The following is a 19078-nucleotide window of genomic DNA, read 5'->3' on the forward strand; positions in this document are numbered from 1 at the left end:
AAATCGATAGGTATAATCGATCTCTTTTCTAATCCATTTGTTTACGTTTAGGTTATACGCTAAAACCTAAGACCTAAACTTAGATAAGGCCGAAACCCTTCATTAGAAAATCCGCCCACAGCTTGAATTACTAAAAGATCAGCTGGCATAAAATAGAATCCACCGCCATATCCGTTGTGCCAGCGACTGGAAGATTCATCTGCTATCCAAACTCGACCTATATCATGAAAACCGATCAAGCCAACCGTACCAGGAACCAGATAAGAGTCGAAACTTAACACTTTAAGTCGTAATTCAAGATTGTTGAAAAGCATTGTTTTCCCGGAAAATCGTTTTGAGTTAAATCCTCGCAAACTATTTTCCCCACCCAATTGGGCATATTGAAAAAGTAAAGGATTACCAATCAATGTTTCAAAACCTGTCCGATTGGCGAGTGTTAGTCTGTCTCCTTTATCAGTTTTGTAAAAGCTAAATATAGATTTTATTCTCAAATATTGGTTATCTGAGGTCTTCAATTGAGTTTTTGCTTCGATTAAATTATACCAAAAGATACCTTCTTTTGCATTATCTTTTTGATCACGGCTATCATATTGCAGTGAGCCTAAAATTCCCGTATAGAAAAATTTACCAAAAACTGGTGTACTTGGATTCTCTGATGCGTACTTTTCAAAATAATGACCTTTATTGTCTCCCTCATCGCTGAAGATAAGCTCGGAAGAAGACCCTGTCTTCCAGTTCCAATATTGACCAAAGTCCCTTTTTAACAAAAAATTGGCATAAACGATATCATAGCGATTTCGATAATACTGAATACCACGACTTTTACGATGCTCATATTTCGTGTTATTTCCCAAGCCGAAGAAGTTTTCCTGATTTTTTGGACCATCGGATTCCAATTCGATCAAGAAATCATTTTTATTCAATACCGACTTAAAATCAGCATTATACTTAAAACTAAAGGATTGACGCCCTGTCGCATAATGTCCCCAGAACTCCTGTTTAAAAGCATATGGTTCTTTTCTAAAACCTTGCTTCTCTATTACATAGCCCGCTCCCAATAAAAGGCCTTTATCTACCCCATATTGTAAGGAACCTAAAATCCCTGTACGATCATATTTGAAACTATTACGATCATATTGATGGACCAAACTATCATTCGATAACTTCAATCTTAGAGAAGTAGTACCCGTAAACATATTTTGGTCAGTATTATCATCGTAGATATATACCTGTTTACCATTTTCAAACGTGGAATCTACTTGATAAGTATCTGTTCCTTTGCCACCTATAACCCTGAGTTTTATTGGAGATTTATTATTCCCATCTAATTGATATACGTCAGTCCCTGCAATCCCATAGATCCTCAACTCTTTGGTTTCATCCGGGTAAAATGTTCTTTTCACCAATTTTCTACCTACTGAGCCGTCTTTTTTCTTATTCCTAATTTCTAACGCTATGGCACCGTCTTTCTTATATTTAAGATAGAAGAATTCATTTTTAGCTGAAGTGCCTATATCGACATTCTTAGCCAAACTCGCATAATACGTCAAGGCTGTCTCCATTAAGTTGTTTCTCCTTGCACGAATGTGGCCTTTCAATTGCTCTCCACTCAATCGAACTATCGTGTCAGGCATTTGTGCTATCGCCACTTCGATCAATGAATCTGTAACAACCTTTTGTACATAGCTGATTTCCTCTTTCCAATCCTCTCTATCCAGTTGATTTAAAAAATAACGATCAAAGTGTCTTTCATTAAAATTCCATTGATCGATATGACGGATATGATCTCCAAAAGGTTGCAAATGTGCTTTCAACCATTGCTTTGATAATAAGATTGGGAATACTCCCGAAGTCTTGTAATAAACTTTATCCCGATCTCTAGGAACAGGATCATAAATCTTTTTATCTTCAATCTTTTGCACATCCCAGCGCCAATTATCCTCGTGCCGATCCCAATCTCCCAAAATAAAATCCAATAGTCGAGCACGCAAAGTCAATCGCTGATTTACTTGAATATCATTATCCTCTTCCAGCTTCCGTTGTGCTTTGAGTGTATTATCGGTCTTAGCATCCTCATCTTCTAACGGCACTCTAGGCTCGAACATATAAGCTCTATTTTTAAAGAGTTCACGATATTCACCTAATCCTGGATCATCCCCTACAAATACCAGAGAAGGGCTCACATGCGGTATTTGCAAAGCACGATTAAATGTTGGTACTGTTAGTGCACCATAAGGGTGTGCAATCGAAATTTGATCCTGTACAATATCTTTAGCGATGGTATTTCTTAAATTTTCTGGAAGGCTCCGTTCCGGAAACTTATTTATCGAACGCAGTACCCATTCTCGACCGCTGTTATCTTTTAATCTTAACGATTGCGTCTGCATGCCGCCACCTAATTTTACAATGGTAAGACCTCCAAATTCTTTCTGAAGATTCATCACCCGCATTTTAACAGGTGTATTATACAGTTCCCGATAAGAATCTCCCAACCAAAAGCGATGGAGTTTGCTCACCTGATTATAGGTAGGATCGATCACTGTAAAAACCGAATCCACTTCTGATCTTTCCGGAGATTGCGCAAATGTTACTACAGGTAATGATATTAAAGAGGAAATAGCAATATAATATGCCTGCTTTTTCAGCTGAAATTTACAACGGTTCATGTGATATTAATTAATACAAGATCAATTCTAAATCGAAAATACAGTAAAATATTCAGTTATATATGTAATTCCCATAGAAGACCATAACAACGACTATTTTTAATCCAACAACAGGCTTTTGGAAATATTGTTTGCAATAACCGATACGTCACTCTTCCTTAAGATAGATTTGAAACTATACTCATTCCCTAATAAAAGAAGGTTTGACAAAATCAAACCTTCTTTTATTAATCTTTATTCACGACAACGTCTTTCTTGACAAATTTCTTGAATTTTTTCTTCTTCACACTCTTCTTTTTATGCTCTGTAAAACGCGTTGGATCATAAACTGGTCCTTCAGAGAAACCCGATGGTAAAGTAATCCTTTCAATACTTGAACCAATCAACTGTTCAATCTTGGCGAAACGCTGTTGATCTTTCTGATTGACAAATGTAATAGCGGTGCCAGTAGTAGCTGCACGTGCAGTACGTCCAACTCGGTGAATATAATCTTCAGGATCAGGAGGAACATCATAATTAATGACTAAACTAATTCCCACGATATCAATCCCTCTAGAGATAACATCCGTACCTATTAAAACATTTATTCGCCTTGCTTTGAAACGACTCATTACATCTTCACGCTGCGCCTGTTCCAAATCCGAATGGAAAGCTTCTGCTGCAATTCCATTCTTATGCAATTCACTCGTCAATCGTTTTACAATATCTTTTTTAGAAGCAAAAATAATTGTACTTGTAAACATAGGGTTCTTCAAAATATCCTGGATCAAAGCAATTTTTTGATCATCGTATACCATATATACCTGTTGGCTGATACCTTCAGAAGGTTTTGATAAAGCAATATTTATCTCAGTAGGATCATGTAAAATATTTTTTGCTAAAGTTCTGATCTTTGGGGGCATAGTAGCCGAAAACAATAAGTTTTGTCTTTTTTCAGGAAGAAAGCTGATGATTTTCATAATATCCTCATGAAAACCCATATCCAACATACGATCCGCTTCATCTAATATAAAATGTTTCACTTTATTAAAGTGAAGTTTTCCTGAAGCAAGGTGAGCAATCAATCGCCCCGGTGTAGCAACAATGATATTAGCTCCCTCTTTGATAGCAGTTCGCTGCTGTTCATAGTCCATGCCATTACCCCCACCATATACCGCAATAGAAGTCGCTCCCGTAAAATAACCTAACCCCATAATTTGCTGATCAATCTGCAAGGCAAGCTCTCGGGTTGGAACTAATATTAAGGTGTTGATATAATCAGATTGTTCTTCTGCTATCTTATGTAATACAGGTAATAAATAGGAAGCCGTCTTACCGGTACCTGTCTGTGCACACGCTATTAAATCTTTGTTATTTAGGACAACAGGAATCGCCTGTTCCTGTATAGGTGTTGCATCTTCATAACCCATGCTATCTAAGCCCTCTTCCAAAGAAGATGCTAAACCAAATTCTGTAAATTTCAATATTTTTTATCTTTACTGTAAAAATCACGATAATGTAGGTTTTTTTTTCTTATTTATCGAATAGAAAAAATAAAAGAATCATATTTTAGACTATTTTTATTAATTAGCGATAAGTATGCTCCAATTTTTGCCCTTTCAATCAAAAAAAATGCAAGCATCATCCTGCAATATTTTGTTTTAAAAACAAAAGGCCTAATACATGACATATTAGACCTTTTCAGTATAAACCTAAATTATTAGACGTAATTAATCTTTTTTCACGAAATAATGATGTTCGATAACCTCAACACGCTCCCCTTCGTCTTCGATTGCTTTCTTTACGGCACAACGACCTGTCACGCCACGGTAGACTAGTGCCCCGCCTAAAGATAAACCAGAAAGTGCGGTGAGCGGATGTTTAATTAAATAGCGAACACCTGCCCCGAGTATAAATCCACCTGCTACAACAGAAAGTATACGTTCTGAGGTTTCTATCTTGCCATTCTCACAGTTTTCATCTATCCTACTTTTTACTTTGCTTATTACTTTATCTACTAGCGTACCCATATATATAAATTTTATAAGTTGTCCTACACTATGATAACAAATGCACTATTATTTTGTTTTTGATTCCTAATAATTATTCCGTTCTTTGGCACACAATGTTTCAACGATGGAAATTATAGGTTACTTTTTGTCTATTTTCATCGGTATCACGCTCGGATTAATCGGTGCAGGTGGTTCCATATTAACCGTACCAGTATTAGTCTACCTATTCCATGTACATCCTACACTAGCGACCTCCTACTCTCTTTTTATCGTAGGCTTCACAAGTATGATTGGTAGCTTAATCAAATCAAGAGAAAAATGCGTCGATTATGCTGCTGCTACTTATTTTGGAATTTCATCCGTCATCGTTGTGCTTATCGTTCGAAAACTCTTATTGATTCACATTCCTGAAGTCATTTTAGACATCAATGATTTCCAGCTAACAAAATCAACGCTCACTATGATTGCGTTTGCTGTACTGATGTTAGGTTCATCCTGGAGTATGATAAAAAACAGGCCGGTACAAGCAGGTCTACATCATCCGATTAAACAACATACGACAAAAATGGTTGCTTGGGGTATTGGCATCGGATTGGTTACCGGATTTTTAGGTGCAGGAGGTGGGTTTTTGATAATCCCTGCTTTGGTGATTTTACTCCAGATGCCAATTCGCAAAGCAATTGGAACATCTCTTCTTATCATAACGATCAATTCACTTATCGGCTTTCTTGGTGATGTTGACCATGTACAAATGGACTGGATATTTTTACTAAAATTGCTTTCCATCACAATTCTGGGCGTGGCAATAGGAAATTATTTACAGAAAAAAATCGCCACGGAACAGCTAAAGCCCATTTTCGGATGGTTTATATTTATTGTCGGTATATATATTTTAATTAAAGAACTCTTTTAGTTATTTTTAGTAAGGTTAGCATACTAATTGCACCATTAACATTTTTAATATAAAAGATAGCATGCTGGTAAAAAAATATTCAGGAGAATTAGTTCCATTTAATAGCGAAAGTTTACACCATTCATTGACTCGTTCTGGAGCCAATAATGAGCAAGTGGAAAAAGTATACACACAGATAAAAGAAAAATTATTTGACGGGATAACAACAAGAGAACTCTACCAATTAGCATTCGAAGCCTTAAAATCACAACGTAATTCGTATGCCGCACGATATAGCCTCAAAAAAGCTCTTCGGGAGCTTGGACCAGAAGGCTTTTATTTTGAAAAATGGATTGCACGCTTATTTCAAGAATATGGCTTTGAAAGTACCACGGGGCAAACTGTTCAAGGTCATGCTGTCACACATGAGATTGATGTGGTAGCATCAAAAGGTGATGAAATGCTCGCTATCGAATGCAAATTTCGAAATGATATTGATGCAAAGATTTCAGTGACGACTCCAATGTACTTCTTATCTCGATTTAAGGATATCAGTAACCTCAACTATCAATTTTTTGGAAAAGATAGAACTTTCACACAAGGCTGGTTGGTCACCAACGCCTATTTGACTTCAGACTCAAAAGATTTTGGAAAGTACTATCAGGTCAATTTTCTTTCTTGGGATTATCCAGAAGACAATAGCATCAAAAAACGAGTAGATAAAGCAGTTTTTTACCCTGTTACCTGCTTAACAACCTTGACAGATGAAGAAAAAAAGACACTACTTCAAAACCAAATCATATTAGTAAAAGATATTATCAGCAACAAGAAAGCACTACAATCACTTCAATTAGGTTCTGAAAAATTAAAACTGGTACTTGAAGAGGCTAAAGAATTGATTGACTATAAACTGGAAGATGAGTAAGCCATGTAGTTAAACTAAACCATGTTTTTCTTTTTCCGCTATGTAAAAAGAAAAACATGCTTACCTTATTAATAACGTAAGCATCAACCGCTTTAATTCGCCCAATGTTTTTTCATCTTCAAACTTAACATCCTAAAAATAATGGAAGTTAATGAACGCTAATTATAAATCAATTGGGTAGTATATCTCGCCTAATGACCTCAAATGATCCAATCTAACTTGCCGATCAAATATACCAAATACAGAGGATCCAGAAACCGGACATCGAAGCATAAAGTGCGCCCGAAAGGTAAAGGGCGTCCTTAAGTTCCATTATTCTTGGATATTGTTCAAAAATTGAATCCTCAAAATCGTTTTTCAAATAAAACTTCCACTCTTGAACCGGCAATTTGACAATAGTTCTTAAATCAAATTCAGATTTTCTGGCCTCCACACCTCGATAAGCTTCGACAGTAGAAACATGGATCCCAGGATTGATTACCACAATATAATACGCATTTAAATCCAAATTTATCGATTCAAAATCAGTTCCTATACCAGTGGCATAAACAGGTTTGTTTTCTATGAAAAACGGACAATCTGCACCCAGCAGTCTCGCATAGACTTCGAGTTGAGCATTTGTCACCTGAAGATTGAATGTTTCATTCAACATCTTAAGAACAGAAGCGGCATCTGCTGACCCTCCGCCCATCCCTGCACCAATAGGAATTCGTTTAATCAAATTGATTGCTACTGCAGGAATATCAAAATCCTGTTTAACGATACGGTATGCTTTCTCGCATAGGTTTATATCATCGCCAGGAATAGAAATTCCTTCAGAAGAAAATGTTGTTACACCTGTTTGAATTGGATTTATTTCAACTACATCATAGATTTTCACAGGGTAAAATATAGTTTCCAAATCATGATAACCATCAGATCGCTTGCCAACGACATGAAGACCTAAATTTATTTTGGCATTTGCAAAAGATAACATAACAGTAATCTAGGATAAAAAATAAGTACTTATTTTTAGTATTCAAAAGTTCCCGCCAACCAAATGGGTACTGTAAATTCTTCAATCAGATGGGCTAATTTATAATTTTTATAATCATCAACCGTCAACCAAACAGCCTCAGCAATTTCAGCTAATGGAACAATCTGCACATTTTCTTTCAATTCAAGGCGAAAAACCTCTCCTCTTACTATGGTATCAGCTTCGTTAACGGCATCGGTTTCATGAAAACCAAGATATTCCAATTCGCGTGCAGAGATGTTGAGATCTAACTCTTCCTTAAGTTCGCGGATGAGTGCCTGAGCAGATAATTCCCCTTTTTCGATTTTTCCACCAGGCATCATATAGTACACAGAATCTTTCTTCCTGACAACCAATAGCCGATTAGCATGATCGACAATCATAGCGCCTGCTAAATAGATCTTATTCATAAATTTTCATTTTAAATACGAACAAATTAAAAAGCGATTATTATAGGTATAATCGCTTTTAATTTGTTTTGACGCATTATGTATCTAAATCTGACAATAGCGTTAAATATTTTTTAATAGCTTCACGTTTTTCATCGGTAAGATGATAGTTTAGACTTTCTGTCAAATAATGACGGTAATCAAAATTTGCATATTCAGGCAATCCAACAATTACATCCTCTGGTTTGGAAACACCTTCTCGTAGAGCGTCATTGAATTCATAAATAAAATCCCTTGGCAACTCCTTTTTACTTACCCAAACCGCAAAAGCAAATGGAAGGCCCGTAAATTCTTTCCAATACAAACCCAAGTCATAAATAAAAGCAACGGTATCTTTTTTACCAAAAGTACGATCACCTATCAATACATAAGCATCAGCGTCTTCAATATCATCCACAATCTTCACTTCTTTCTTCCAATGGTGCTTTAACAAAACTCTAGCCAATCCATTGGAAGTACGCGATTGTTTATCTAAATAGAGGGTTTCAACCTCAGTAATCGGTTTTTGAGAAAAAATAAAAACCGAATCCACAGCACCTTCAGTACCAATACAATAATCAGTAATAATATGTGCCTCTGGCAAACTCAATAATGCTGCAACGGGAATAATTCCCAAATCAGCTTCATCATCGATTACTTTTTGCGCACAGACACTTGGATTATCCAAACTCAATTCGATACGATCTAAAACTGAAGAATGTCTTATTCCATTTAAAAACGGCAATGTATTCGTATACGAAACTGCCGATACTCTCACTTTATCCATTTGTTAATACCTCTAGATGTTTAGTATTATAATAGTCAATAATTTCAAATTGACCATTAACATACGTTAATTTATATAGGGCAGTGTTTGTATGGGGAAATTCATCCATCTTAGAGGCATCTACACCTGTCAGTAGGCAAAGTATAATACGTAAGGCGCGACCATGCATGCAGACCAATATAGTCTCTTCATGCTCTTGCTTTACCATATGTTGAATAGCTTCACTTTGACGTTGCATCAATGCATTCGGAGACTCCCCCTGATCTACACTGACATCCAATTCACCATTTTTCCATGCTGAAACTAGTTCGCTAAAACCAGACATGATAGATTCATTTTGCTCTTTACCTTCGTAAACACCCCAACTGATTTCATCTAAACCCGCTAACTCTTGCCAGGAAACCCCATCGTTGATAAAACTAGCAACAGTTTGGTGAGTCCTTATTAATGTAGACGTATAGATTTTATCAAAATTAACATCTTTATAAGAATTATAAAAAGCTTGAGCTTGTGCCAAGCCTGTTTCGTTTAGCGGTGAATTTACGCCACGTCCTTGTACAATACCTTTCAAGTTCAGATCGGTTTGTCCATGACGGATAAAGTAAAAAGTCTTTTTCAAAATATATCTTAATTATTTACAACAGGAAGTGCATAATAATTCTTCTTCTTGCTGTTCTCTTCAAAAACCACGTCTTTATAATCCGTGACGACATGGTATAATGTATCCCGTTCAATTGGGTGACGACCTACATTCCGGATCAGCTCGACCAATTGTTGCGTTGACATACCTGGATTTTGTTCCTCAGCACCTGCCATACTATAGATCTTTGTTGTATCATCTAAAGTGCCATCAATATCGTCAACCCCAAATGCCAACGACATCTGCGCCGTATCACGAGAAATCATTGCCCAGTATGCCTTTATATGAGAAAAATTATCCATATATATACGGGCTATTGCATAGTTTCTTAAATCCTCAATAACAGAAACCTCAGGAACATGGGACATTTGATTTTCTTTATTTCTAAATTTTAATGGAATAAAGGTTTGGAATCCTCCAGTCTTATCTTGTAGTTGACGAAGACGCTCCATATGATCCACACGATGCCAATAAGCTTCAATATGCCCATATAGCATAGTTGCGTTGGTATGCATACCTAATGAATGAGCCTGCTCATGGATATCTAACCATTGCTCAGCGGTACATTTATCGTGCGCTATCTTTTCTCTGATTTCTGGATGGAATATTTCAGCGCCTCCACCAGGCATTGAATCCAAGCCACAGGACTGTAAATATTTCATACCTTCATAATGGCTCAGCTTCGCCTTCTTGAAAATGTAATAATACTCTACAGGTGTTAGCCCTTTTATATGTAATGAAGGACGATGCTCTTTGCACTTTTTAAAGAACTCTGCATAGAACTCTAGATTTTGTTTTGGTACAACGCCACCTGTAATATGTACTTCAGTGACAGCTTCGTCATCATACTTCTTTACGATATCCATCATTCCTTCTACATCCATCTCCCAGCCTTCTGCTCGTTCCTTAATCATACGCGAATATGAACAAAACTTACAGTCGTATACACATACGTTTGTAGGTTCAATATGAAAATTGCGGTTGAAATAGGTAACATCTCCATGTCTTTTCTCGCGAATATAATTCGCCAAAACACCCAAATAACCCAATTCGGCTTTTTCGTAAAGGTATACACCTTCATCAAATGTGATACGTTCTTCTTGCATCACTTTATTTGCTATACCTCTTAACTCACTATCCAAAAGTGGATTAGAGATTAAGAAGTTTAATTTTTCTTTAGCATCCATTAGCATGTCTCCTAGTCTATAGCAAATGTACCAAAAACAAGGCTAAATCCGTAGAATTTAGCCTTGTTTTTGGTACATCAATATGAGGTCAGCAACAATTAGTCTGTGAATTGTTGCATATCTATCAATTTTCTATATAAGCCTTCTTTTTGAATCAATTCGCTGTGACTTCCAAACTCTACAATTTGTCCTCCATCGATAACAACTATTTTATCTGCATTCTGAATGGTACTCAATCTGTGTGCAATGACAATAGTTGTCCGATTGTCCATGAGTTTATATAACGAATCTTGGACTAGTTTTTCTGATTCGGTATCCAATGCCGACGTTGCCTCATCCAACAACATGATTGGTGGATTTTTCAAAACAGCTCTAGCAATACAGATTCTTTGACGTTGGCCACCTGAAAGTTTTGCTCCACGATCACCAATATTTGTTTGATAGCCTGCTTCAGTTTTTAAGATAAATTCATGCGCATTTGCAATTTTTGCTGCAGTCTCCACCTCTTCTTGAGTTGCATTTGTATTCGAAAATGTGATATTATTAAAGATACTATCGTTAAATAAAATAGACTCTTGATTCACCATTCCAATCATTCTTCGCAAGGATTCCTGATCCAAATCCCTTAAATCTATGCCATCAAATAGAATTTTACCTGCAGTGACATCCATAAAACGTGGGATCAAATCAACTAGCGTAGATTTTCCTCCACCAGATGGTCCTACCAACGCAATTGTTTTCCCCTTTTCGATGGTTAAATTGATTCCTTTCAAAATAGCTTTCTCTCCATAAGCAAAATCAACCTGCTGTAATTCAATAGATTGATTGAAATCAGATACTACTTTCGCATTGGGTTTATCCGTCACCTCACTTTTCGTGTCGATCAATTCCAAAACACGTTCACCTGCCGCAATGCCATTATGGATATTACTAAAGGCATCCGTCAATGCCTTTGCAGGACGCATAACCTGTGAAAATATAGCGATATAGGCAATGAATTCAGAAGCTCCAAACTCGTCACTACCTGACAAAACCAAATTACCTCCATATAACAAGATAATGGCAACCATGATTACACCCAACAATTCAGAAACAGGTGATCCCAATTGTTGACGTCTCGCCATTGCACGCATAATACCTGCATAATGATCATTTTCATCATTGAATCTTTTTTTAACGAAATTCGTACCATTAAATGCCTTGATGATACGAACTCCCGATAAAGCCTCATCCAGATAAGAAATCATATTGGCATAAGATGTTTGACCTGCGATTGCTTGTGCCTTTAAAGTTTTCACAATTTTAGATATGAAAAACGCCGATATAGGAATCACGAGCATGGCAAAAAATGTTAATTTTGCCGATATGATAAAGAGCATCACTAAATAAGCAACTAGCTGAAGAGGCTCTTTAAATGCAACTTGTAAGGTACCTGTAACAGAATATTGTACAACCTGAACATCAGATGAAACTTTTGAAATAATATCACCCTTACGTTGCCCATTAAAAAAACCCAAATGCAGGTCCATGACATTGTCAAAAACTGTCTTACGCAAATTCAACAACGTATGTATACGTAAATTCTCCATTATACGCTGTGCTAAATAGCGAAATAAGTTACTAATAAACACAGAAATAACGATGACTATACAGACGTATTTCAGAGCACCGTAAGCACCAAATTGTTGGTTTGCTAAACTAGCGTAGTAATTAAAATGGCCAAGAATATCAAAGTATCCTTCTGGTTTTTCTAATACTGCCTGTGCAGAAACCTGATCAGTATTAAACAAAGTCTGTAATAACGGAGCTAATAAGGCCAAGTTTAAAGTACTAAATACAACCGTGATTAACGTACAGATAATGTACGGGACTGCATATTTCTCAATGGGCTTGGCAAAAGATAATAACCTAAAGTAAGTTTTCATTTATAATATTAAAGTAGCAAAAATAGTAAAATTACCCGCAATACGTGAGGAATACTTACCTATAGAAAAAATCTTGCATCTGGATGATAGAATTAATTTTCTTCAACAATTAGCAATTAAAGCGACAAATTACTATTATTTTAATAGAAAAACCCTAATTTAGTCTTTGTAAATTGTAAAATACCAGAATATAATGCAGATAGAAGTTGCCAAAAGGTTGCAACAAACCGAAGAATATTATTTCTCCAAAAAATTAAGAGAGATTGACGAGCTTAATAAAGCAGGGGCTCGCGTGATTAATTTAGGCATTGGAAGTCCTGACCTACCTCCTCATCCTGAAGTGATTCAGACATTGAGCACGGAAGCGGCTAAGACTAATGTACATGGTTATCAAAACTATAAAGGATCTCCGGTTTTGAGACAAGCTATTGCAGATTGGTATCAACGATATTATCATGCTACATTCAATGCAAATACAGAAATCTTACCCTTGATAGGGTCTAAAGAAGGTATCGTCCATATTTGCATGACCTATTTACAAGAAGGAGATCAGGTTTTAATACCTAACCCTGGCTACCCTGCCTATGCTGCAGCAGTTCGTCTAAGCGGGGCAACAGCAATCACCTATGATTTAGCTGAGGAAACAGATTGGTTACCGAACCTAAAAAAGCTTGCTGAAAACGATCTGTCGAAAGTAAAATTAATGTGGATCAATTATCCTCATATGCCAACCGGTGCAAGTGCCAGTGAAGCATTCTATCATGAATTGATTGCCTTTGCAAAAACACATCATATTTTGATCTGTCATGATAACCCATATAGTTTTATATTGACCGACGCTCCTAAAAGTATTATGTCCATAGATGGGGCAAAAGAAGTCGCTTTGGAATTAAATTCGCTCAGCAAATCTTCTAATATGGCCGGATGGCGTATCGGTATGTTGGTTGGCGCAGAAGAACGCATCAATGAAGTATTGCGATTCAAAAGTAATATGGATTCGGGTATGTTCTTACCAGCTCAGCTTGCTGCAGCAAAAGCATTGCAGCTGGATAAAGCATGGTATCAAGAGTTGAACACCATTTATAACGAAAGAAGACTTCTGGTATTTGCTATCATGGATTTACTGGGCTGTGTTTATAAAAAGAATCAGGTGGGTCTATTTGTCTGGGCTAAAGTTCCTGAAAATTACGCGTCAGGATACACTTTAAGTGATGAAGTTTTGGATCTCGCACGTGTATTCATCACACCTGGAGGAATATTCGGCAGCGCAGGTAACACCTATATTAGAATTAGTTTATGCGCCTCAGTTGAAGTTTTAAAAGAGGCAATTACACGGATTAAGGTAGCAAAGGAAACGAATTAAGATTAGAATAACATGATAAATATAGCCATTATTGGCGTCGGTTTAATTGGCGGCTCAGTCGCCATGAAACTAAAAGAAAAAAGATTCTGCGATCAAGTTTTTGGTGTAGACAAAAGTGATGCAAACCTTAACAAAGCAATGCAAATTGGCTTCATTGACCACAAAGCGACACTGGAAGAAGCTTTGGGAAAATGTAAGGTTATCATTTTAACTGCTCCTGTAGATGCAATCATCGCTTTAGCACCAAAGTTACTCGATCAAGTAACAGATCAGGTTATCGTTGACATGGGCTCTACCAAACTAAATATCTTACAATTGATTTCTGACCACCCTAAACGTGGACGCTATGTCGCTGCGCATCCTATGGCAGGTACAGAGTATTCTGGACCTGAAGCCGCGCTCCCAGATCTGTTTAAAGATAAAATGATGGTCTACGTAGAGGCATTTAAATCTGATGAAGATGCCTTCGAACTAACAGATTCTATTACTGAATTGCTGGAAATGCGTTCTTCTTTTATGACAGCCGAAGAGCATGACACTCACACAGCCTATGTCTCTCATATTTCACACTTGACCTCTTTTGCTTTAGCCCTAACAGTTCTGGAAAAAGAGAAATCGCAAGGTAGAATTTTTGAGTTAGCAGGTTCCGGATTTGAATCAACAGTACGTTTAGCGAAAAGTTCACCTGATATGTGGACTCCTATTTTCAAACAAAATAGAGTAAACGTATTAGAAGTATTGGAAGAAAACATCAAACAGCTTCAAGCCTTGAAAGATGCCATTCAAGACGAGAATTATAGCGAGCTACATAAACTCATTAAAAAATCGAATAAGATTAAGCGCATTATAAAATAGACACTTTACACCATCTTGTAAACATTGTGTGTAAAGTGTCGAAGGACCATTATATAAAAAAGATAGGAGGCAATGCTCCTATCTTTTTATTCTGGTTACCTCAAACACGTAATCCATCTACACTCCTCTAAATCCTTGTTTTATTTAATTATTTAAATAAATAGCACAAAATATTTTGCTTTATAAAAATCAAGGCATATATTTGCAATGTACTTCAAATAGAAATACATCTAATCAAAACCTTTCAATCAGGTCTTGATTTATAAAGAAGTGGCGAGAGACTGGCTCAATGACCCACTGGCAACCTTCAAAATACGTTTGAAAAGGTGCCAATTCCTGTCCAAAGTAATACTGCTTTGGAGGATATAAATGAAACGACAATGATAATCACATTACAACAAAACAAGAAGGTAAATTCTAAAACCAACGTAACAAGCTCAACTTTTGCATCGACTTCGACGCGAATGTGTTGGCACATGTTTACGTTTTCTTGTTAATCAATCTGTTTTTAATTTATTGATTGCGAGTACATATTCATGTGCGAAGCCCTATCCCCTTTTTACTAATGAATCTTTAACTAATTAATTATAACTACAATGTCTACAAATAAAAATTTGAAATTCGAAACACTTCAAGTGCATGCAGGTCAAGTTGCTGACCCAACAACTGGTTCACGTGCAGTGCCTATATATCAAACAAGTTCTTATGTATTTGAAAACGCAGAACATGGCGCTAATTTATTTGCATTAAAACAATTTGGAAACATCTACACACGTCTTCAAAACCCTACAACAGATGTTTTTGAAAAACGAGTAGCTGCTTTAGAAGGTGGTGTAGCTGCACTAGCTGTTGCTTCTGGCCAAGCAGCGCAGTTTATTGCATTAAACAACATTTTAGAAGCTGGAGATAACTTTGTTTCAAGCAGTAATGTCTACGGTGGTACTTATAATCAATTTAAAGTAGCGTTCAAAAGAATAGGTATTGATGTACGTTTTACAAAAGAAACTACAGCTGAAGACTTTGAATCATTAATCGATGAAAACACAAAAGCACTTTACTTGGAAACTATCGGAAACCCAAGTTACGATATCCCTGATTTTGACAAAATAGCTGCTGTTGCTAAAAAACATGATATTCCATTTATTGTTGACAATACATTCGGTGCAGCCGGCTATTTATTCAAACCTTTAGAGCACGGTGCCTCTGTAGTTGTTCAATCAGCAACAAAATGGATTGGTGGTCATGGAACTAGCATCGGCGGTGTTATCGTTGATGGTGGAAATTACAACTGGGGAAATGGTAAATTTAAACAATTCTCAGAACCATCAGAAGGATATCATGGATTGGTATTTGCAGACGTATTTGGTATTAATGGCCCATTTGGCAATATCCAATTTGCTATCCGTGCGCGTGTAGAAGGGCTACGTGATTTTGGTCCTGCAATATCGCCTTTCAACTCATTTCAACTGATTCAAGGTTTAGAAACATTATCCCTACGCGTTCAGCGTCATGTAGACAATACGTTAGAAGTAGCAAAATGGTTAGAATCACATCCACAGGTAGAAAATGTAAACTATCCAGGATTAAAGAGTTCACCAAGTTATGCTAACGCTCAAAAATATCTAAAAAATGGCTACGGTGCTGTTCTTTCTTTCCAAATTAAAGGCGACGTAACAAAAGCTGATGAATTTATTGACAGTCTAGAATTAATCAGTCACGTGGCAAATGTTGGAGATACAAAAACATTAATCATTCACCCTGCGGCTACAACTCATCAACAGCTTAGTGATGAAGCAAAAAATGCAGCAGGAGTATTTGTAGGCTTACTTCGTTTATCTGTCGGTATCGAGCATATTGATGATATCAAAGCAGATTTACAACAAGCATTCGATAAAATAAAATAATTCAGATAGCAACATTATATAAAGCGCAAAAAATAACTATGAGTAAGAAATTAACGATTGGAATGTTTGGATTCGGAGTTGTAGGGCAAGGATTGTACGACATTATCAAGACTAAAAACTTAAATTTAGAAATTAAAAAATTTGTCATCAAAAATGCTGACAAACAAAGATCACTACCTGCTGAATTATTCACAACAGATGCTGAGGCTATTCTCTCAGATCCTGAAATCAATACCGTTGTAGAATTGATCGACGATGCAGATGCTGCCTATGCATTAACTGTTCGTGCGCTTAAATCTGGAAAAAATGTAGTATCTGCAAATAAAAAAATGATTGCTACGCATTTAGAGGAATTAGCTTCCATCCAACAAGAATATGGCACAAGCCTACTCTACGAAGGTGCAGTTTGTGGTAGTATTCCTATTATACGTAATTTGGAAGAGTATTACGACAACGAGCTATTGCACGCTGTAACGGGTATCTTTAACGGTTCTTCCAACTTTATACTCTCAAAGGTATTTAATGAAAACCAACCATACGCAGATGCTTTAAAAGAAGCTCAAGATTTAGGTTTTGCAGAAACAGATCCCACCTTGGACGTCGGTGGATTTGACCCTAAGTACAAGTTGACGATTGTTGCCGCTCACGCATACGGTATAAATGTCAACCCAGATGACGTATTTAACATAGGGATTGATAAATTGGGTGTTCAAGACATACGCTTTGCTAAAGAGAAAAATTTTAAAATAAAACTTATCCCTACAGCTCGAGAAATCGATCAAAATAAAGTTGTCCTTTATGTCATCCCAAAGTTCATCAGCGCTGATAACATTTTGTTCAATGTTGAAAACGAAAACAACGGCGTACTTGTAAAGGCTGCTTTCGCGGATGAGCAGTTTTTTTATGGTAAAGGAGCTGGAGGTCATCCAACAGGTTCTGCGGTATTATCTGATATCACAGCGTTGCGCTATGATTATAGGTATGAATACAAAAAACACTTAAACACAAATGCACTGTCATATAGTACCGACCATGAAATCAAAGTGTATTTAAGATATGAGGACGATAGCTTAATCGAAAAATTAGGCTTTTCTAACATCATCGAAAGATATTACGCTCCAAATTTTAAATATGTAATCGGAACAGTCAATTTACAGAAAATTACAGCATTTAAATCTGAAATTAATCAAACAGGAAACTTCATTGCTGAGATTGACTAAATAATACATTAAGAAACCGAATATCAACCAACCCTAGCTTGCTTTTCGCAGGTGAAAAACGTTGGATCTGTGCCAGATCCAACGTTTTTTTGTTAAAAAAGTGCAAATGTCTGGTCTAAATAAAAAGATGGCCGAAAATTTGCTTCATAATATTATATTCACTACATTGTGGAGTTACTAAATATATAAAATATTATAAATTATGGCTAAGTGGTTAACAATTCTACTAATTATGGTAGGCAACTTGGTTTTTGCAGATACCATTAATACACAACAAAATTCTAATTCAAGTTATATCATTCTTGCAGTTGTCGCTTTACTGGCAATTGTCTATATCCTCTATAGGAGACAAAAGAGAAAATTTAACGATTAAACGAAAGTGGGGAGATTTAATTTCCCCATTCTCACGGGGAAAACCCAATATTTTTCAACCTGCTTGTGCTCAGTTTTTCGGTTATTAATCTAATAATCCATCATCTCGAAAACTGTAGTACGCATTGTCGGTAAAAATCACATGATCATTGACCTTAATATCCATGAGTTTAGCAGCGTCGATGATTTTTTTAGTTATTACCTTGTCTGCTTGACTAGCATGTAAGGTTTCCTGAAGGATGATTATGAATCAAAATCATCGAATTTGCCTTACAATTCAAAGCATTTCTTAAGATAATCCGGACATCAACTGGTGTAAAATCATTTCCCCCTCTACCGATCAACTGTTTATCTAAAATTTTACATGCTGTATTAAGATATAATACCCAAAATTCTTCATGAGGAAGATCTTGTAATTGATATTTAAAATATTCATATACGCGCTTGCTGCTATTGAGTACAGGTCTTTCAATTTGAATAGATTCCTTTCTTCTACGTCCCAATTCAAGGGCCGCAATAATACTAATAGCTTTTGCCTCTCCTATTCCTTTAAAATTACATAAATCAATAACTTCCATTTTGGAAAGATTATCCAGATTATGTTGCGCACTGGATAAGATTCGTCTGCATAATTCCACAGCAGTTTCATCCCGAGATCCAGAACCAATTAAAATTGCCAAAAGCTCTGCATCTGACAAAACCCGACGTCCTTGTTCCAACAATTTTTCTCGTGGGCGATCAGACTCTGCCCACTCCCGAATAACCAGTTTGCTCATATCATTAAAATAAATTGAATTTAAGGTCTATATTATGAAGTAATTTAAGTCTAAATATAAAAGATAAAATTATTAGAATCAATTATTTAAATAAATATTAATGCTTCTTACTTAATTCGATCAAGTATTCTT

Annotated in this window: 18 protein-coding genes and 1 riboswitch; of the genes, 7 read left to right on the forward strand and 11 right to left on the reverse strand. The window is 36.3% G+C overall.

What is annotated here, in order from left to right; all coding sequences use genetic code 11:
* Window positions 1-59 precede the first annotated feature (59 nt).
* From ACFX5U_RS11895 to ACFX5U_RS11905, 3 genes are all read right to left on the reverse strand, one after another.
* Entirely contained in the window at window positions 60-2666 is a 2607-nt protein-coding gene (locus tag ACFX5U_RS11895) for a hypothetical protein (RefSeq protein ID WP_400260807.1), read from the reverse strand.
* Between the two features lie 227 nt (window positions 2667-2893).
* Window positions 2894-4129, reverse strand: a complete 1236-nt coding sequence (locus tag ACFX5U_RS11900) for a DEAD/DEAH box helicase (RefSeq protein ID WP_038698702.1) — start codon at window positions 4127-4129, stop codon at window positions 2894-2896.
* 246 nt (window positions 4130-4375) lie between these two features.
* Window positions 4376-4675, reverse strand: coding sequence for a DUF2892 domain-containing protein (locus ACFX5U_RS11905; protein ID WP_038698704.1), 300 nt, complete (start codon window positions 4673-4675; stop codon window positions 4376-4378).
* A 106-nt stretch (window positions 4676-4781) separates the two neighbouring features.
* Here ACFX5U_RS11905 and ACFX5U_RS11910 point away from each other — a divergent pair, with 106 nt between their 5' ends.
* Together ACFX5U_RS11910 and ACFX5U_RS11915 are read left to right on the forward strand one after the other, a co-directional pair.
* Window positions 4782-5570 carry a sulfite exporter TauE/SafE family protein gene (locus tag ACFX5U_RS11910; RefSeq protein WP_400260808.1) on the forward strand — a complete coding sequence of 263 codons (789 nt, stop codon included), beginning with the start codon at window positions 4782-4784 and terminating at the stop codon, window positions 5568-5570.
* A gap of 61 nt (window positions 5571-5631) precedes the next feature.
* Entirely contained in the window at window positions 5632-6474 is an 843-nt protein-coding gene (locus ACFX5U_RS11915) for an ATP cone domain-containing protein (protein WP_038698708.1), read from the forward strand.
* Between the two features lie 226 nt (window positions 6475-6700).
* Here the strand turns inward: ACFX5U_RS11915 and ispE are convergent, their stop codons facing one another.
* The 6 genes from ispE to ACFX5U_RS11945 form a co-directional block, all read right to left on the reverse strand.
* Window positions 6701-7450 carry a 4-(cytidine 5'-diphospho)-2-C-methyl-D-erythritol kinase gene (ispE, locus tag ACFX5U_RS11920; RefSeq protein WP_400260809.1) on the reverse strand — a complete coding sequence of 250 codons (750 nt, stop codon included), beginning with the start codon at window positions 7448-7450 and terminating at the stop codon, window positions 6701-6703.
* Between the two features lie 35 nt (window positions 7451-7485).
* Window positions 7486-7899 (reverse strand): NUDIX domain-containing protein, encoded by a 414-nt coding sequence (locus ACFX5U_RS11925; protein ID WP_400260810.1) that lies wholly within the window; start codon window positions 7897-7899, stop codon window positions 7486-7488.
* A gap of 76 nt (window positions 7900-7975) precedes the next feature.
* Complete coding sequence (locus tag ACFX5U_RS11930; protein WP_280567262.1) at window positions 7976-8704, reverse strand: menaquinone biosynthesis protein; 729 nt, start codon at window positions 8702-8704, stop codon at window positions 7976-7978.
* Entirely contained in the window at window positions 8697-9323 is a 627-nt protein-coding gene (locus ACFX5U_RS11935; protein WP_038698716.1) for a histidine phosphatase family protein, read from the reverse strand. Before ACFX5U_RS11935 ends, ACFX5U_RS11930 begins: the two co-directional genes overlap by 8 nt.
* An 8-nt stretch (window positions 9324-9331) precedes the next feature.
* The gene (gene mqnE / locus ACFX5U_RS11940) at window positions 9332-10531 is read right to left on the reverse strand and encodes an aminofutalosine synthase MqnE (RefSeq protein ID WP_038698718.1); all 1200 of its coding nucleotides are present in this window, start codon (window positions 10529-10531) and stop codon (window positions 9332-9334) included.
* Window positions 10532-10629: 98 nt separating this feature from the next.
* Window positions 10630-12456: an ABC transporter ATP-binding protein gene (locus ACFX5U_RS11945; RefSeq protein WP_400260811.1), complete on the reverse strand. Its 1827-nt coding sequence runs from the start codon at window positions 12454-12456 to the stop codon at window positions 10630-10632.
* A 193-nt stretch (window positions 12457-12649) separates the two neighbouring features.
* Between ACFX5U_RS11945 and ACFX5U_RS11950 the strand changes: the two genes are divergently transcribed.
* From ACFX5U_RS11950 to ACFX5U_RS11970, 5 genes are all read left to right on the forward strand, one after another.
* Complete coding sequence (locus tag ACFX5U_RS11950; protein ID WP_280567255.1) at window positions 12650-13819, forward strand: pyridoxal phosphate-dependent aminotransferase; 1170 nt, start codon at window positions 12650-12652, stop codon at window positions 13817-13819.
* A gap of 12 nt (window positions 13820-13831) precedes the next feature.
* Window positions 13832-14674 (forward strand): prephenate dehydrogenase, encoded by an 843-nt coding sequence (locus ACFX5U_RS11955; RefSeq protein WP_400260812.1) that lies wholly within the window; start codon window positions 13832-13834, stop codon window positions 14672-14674.
* A gap of 257 nt (window positions 14675-14931) precedes the next feature.
* Window positions 14932-15046: riboswitch (SAM riboswitch) on the forward strand.
* Window positions 15047-15270: 224 nt separating this feature from the next.
* Complete coding sequence (locus ACFX5U_RS11960; protein WP_400260813.1) at window positions 15271-16578, forward strand: O-acetylhomoserine aminocarboxypropyltransferase/cysteine synthase family protein; 1308 nt, start codon at window positions 15271-15273, stop codon at window positions 16576-16578.
* Between the two features lie 38 nt (window positions 16579-16616).
* Window positions 16617-17798, forward strand: coding sequence for a homoserine dehydrogenase (locus tag ACFX5U_RS11965; protein ID WP_038698726.1), 1182 nt, complete (start codon window positions 16617-16619; stop codon window positions 17796-17798).
* A 202-nt stretch (window positions 17799-18000) separates the two neighbouring features.
* A complete protein-coding gene (locus ACFX5U_RS11970) occupies window positions 18001-18171 on the forward strand; it encodes a hypothetical protein (RefSeq protein WP_400260814.1) in 171 nt (56 codons plus the stop codon).
* Window positions 18172-18255: 84 nt separating this feature from the next.
* Here ACFX5U_RS11970 and ACFX5U_RS11975 read toward each other — a convergent pair whose 3' ends face one another.
* Together ACFX5U_RS11975 and ACFX5U_RS11980 are read right to left on the reverse strand one after the other, a co-directional pair.
* Window positions 18256-18336: a JAB domain-containing protein gene (locus ACFX5U_RS11975; RefSeq protein WP_400263590.1), complete on the reverse strand. Its 81-nt coding sequence runs from the start codon at window positions 18334-18336 to the stop codon at window positions 18256-18258.
* A 49-nt stretch (window positions 18337-18385) separates the two neighbouring features.
* A complete protein-coding gene (locus tag ACFX5U_RS11980; RefSeq protein WP_400260815.1) occupies window positions 18386-18946 on the reverse strand; it encodes a RadC family protein in 561 nt (186 codons plus the stop codon).
* Between the last annotated feature and the right edge of the window lie 132 nt (window positions 18947-19078).

The organism is Sphingobacterium sp. SG20118 (genome assembly GCF_044740685.1).
GTDB lineage: Bacteria > Bacteroidota > Bacteroidia > Sphingobacteriales > Sphingobacteriaceae > Sphingobacterium.

Bases quoted from the DNA above. Each gene is read 5' to 3' on its own strand.
- ACFX5U_RS11895 (WP_400260807.1), bottom strand. From the start codon at position 2,666: ATGAACCGTTGTAAATTTCAGCTGAAAAAGCAGGCATATTATATTGCT.
- ACFX5U_RS11905 (WP_038698704.1), bottom strand. From the start codon at position 4,675: ATGGGTACGCTAGTAGATAAAGTAATAAGCAAAGTAAAAAGTAGGATA.
- ACFX5U_RS11910 (WP_400260808.1), top strand. From the start codon at position 4,782: ATGGAAATTATAGGTTACTTTTTGTCTATTTTCATCGGTATCACGCTC.
- ACFX5U_RS11915 (WP_038698708.1), top strand. From the start codon at position 5,632: ATGCTGGTAAAAAAATATTCAGGAGAATTAGTTCCATTTAATAGCGAA.
- ispE (WP_400260809.1), bottom strand. From the start codon at position 7,450: ATGTTATCTTTTGCAAATGCCAAAATAAATTTAGGTCTTCATGTCGTT.
- ACFX5U_RS11925 (WP_400260810.1), bottom strand. From the start codon at position 7,899: ATGAATAAGATCTATTTAGCAGGCGCTATGATTGTCGATCATGCTAAT.
- ACFX5U_RS11930 (WP_280567262.1), bottom strand. From the start codon at position 8,704: ATGGATAAAGTGAGAGTATCGGCAGTTTCGTATACGAATACATTGCCG.
- mqnE (WP_038698718.1), bottom strand. From the start codon at position 10,531: ATGGATGCTAAAGAAAAATTAAACTTCTTAATCTCTAATCCACTTTTG.
- ACFX5U_RS11945 (WP_400260811.1), bottom strand. From the start codon at position 12,456: ATGAAAACTTACTTTAGGTTATTATCTTTTGCCAAGCCCATTGAGAAA.
- ACFX5U_RS11950 (WP_280567255.1), top strand. From the start codon at position 12,650: ATGCAGATAGAAGTTGCCAAAAGGTTGCAACAAACCGAAGAATATTAT.
- ACFX5U_RS11955 (WP_400260812.1), top strand. From the start codon at position 13,832: ATGATAAATATAGCCATTATTGGCGTCGGTTTAATTGGCGGCTCAGTC.
- ACFX5U_RS11960 (WP_400260813.1), top strand. From the start codon at position 15,271: ATGTCTACAAATAAAAATTTGAAATTCGAAACACTTCAAGTGCATGCA.
- ACFX5U_RS11965 (WP_038698726.1), top strand. From the start codon at position 16,617: ATGAGTAAGAAATTAACGATTGGAATGTTTGGATTCGGAGTTGTAGGG.
- ACFX5U_RS11970 (WP_400260814.1), top strand. From the start codon at position 18,001: ATGGCTAAGTGGTTAACAATTCTACTAATTATGGTAGGCAACTTGGTT.
- ACFX5U_RS11975 (WP_400263590.1), bottom strand. From the start codon at position 18,336: ATGGATATTAAGGTCAATGATCATGTGATTTTTACCGACAATGCGTAC.
- ACFX5U_RS11980 (WP_400260815.1), bottom strand. From the start codon at position 18,946: ATGAGCAAACTGGTTATTCGGGAGTGGGCAGAGTCTGATCGCCCACGA.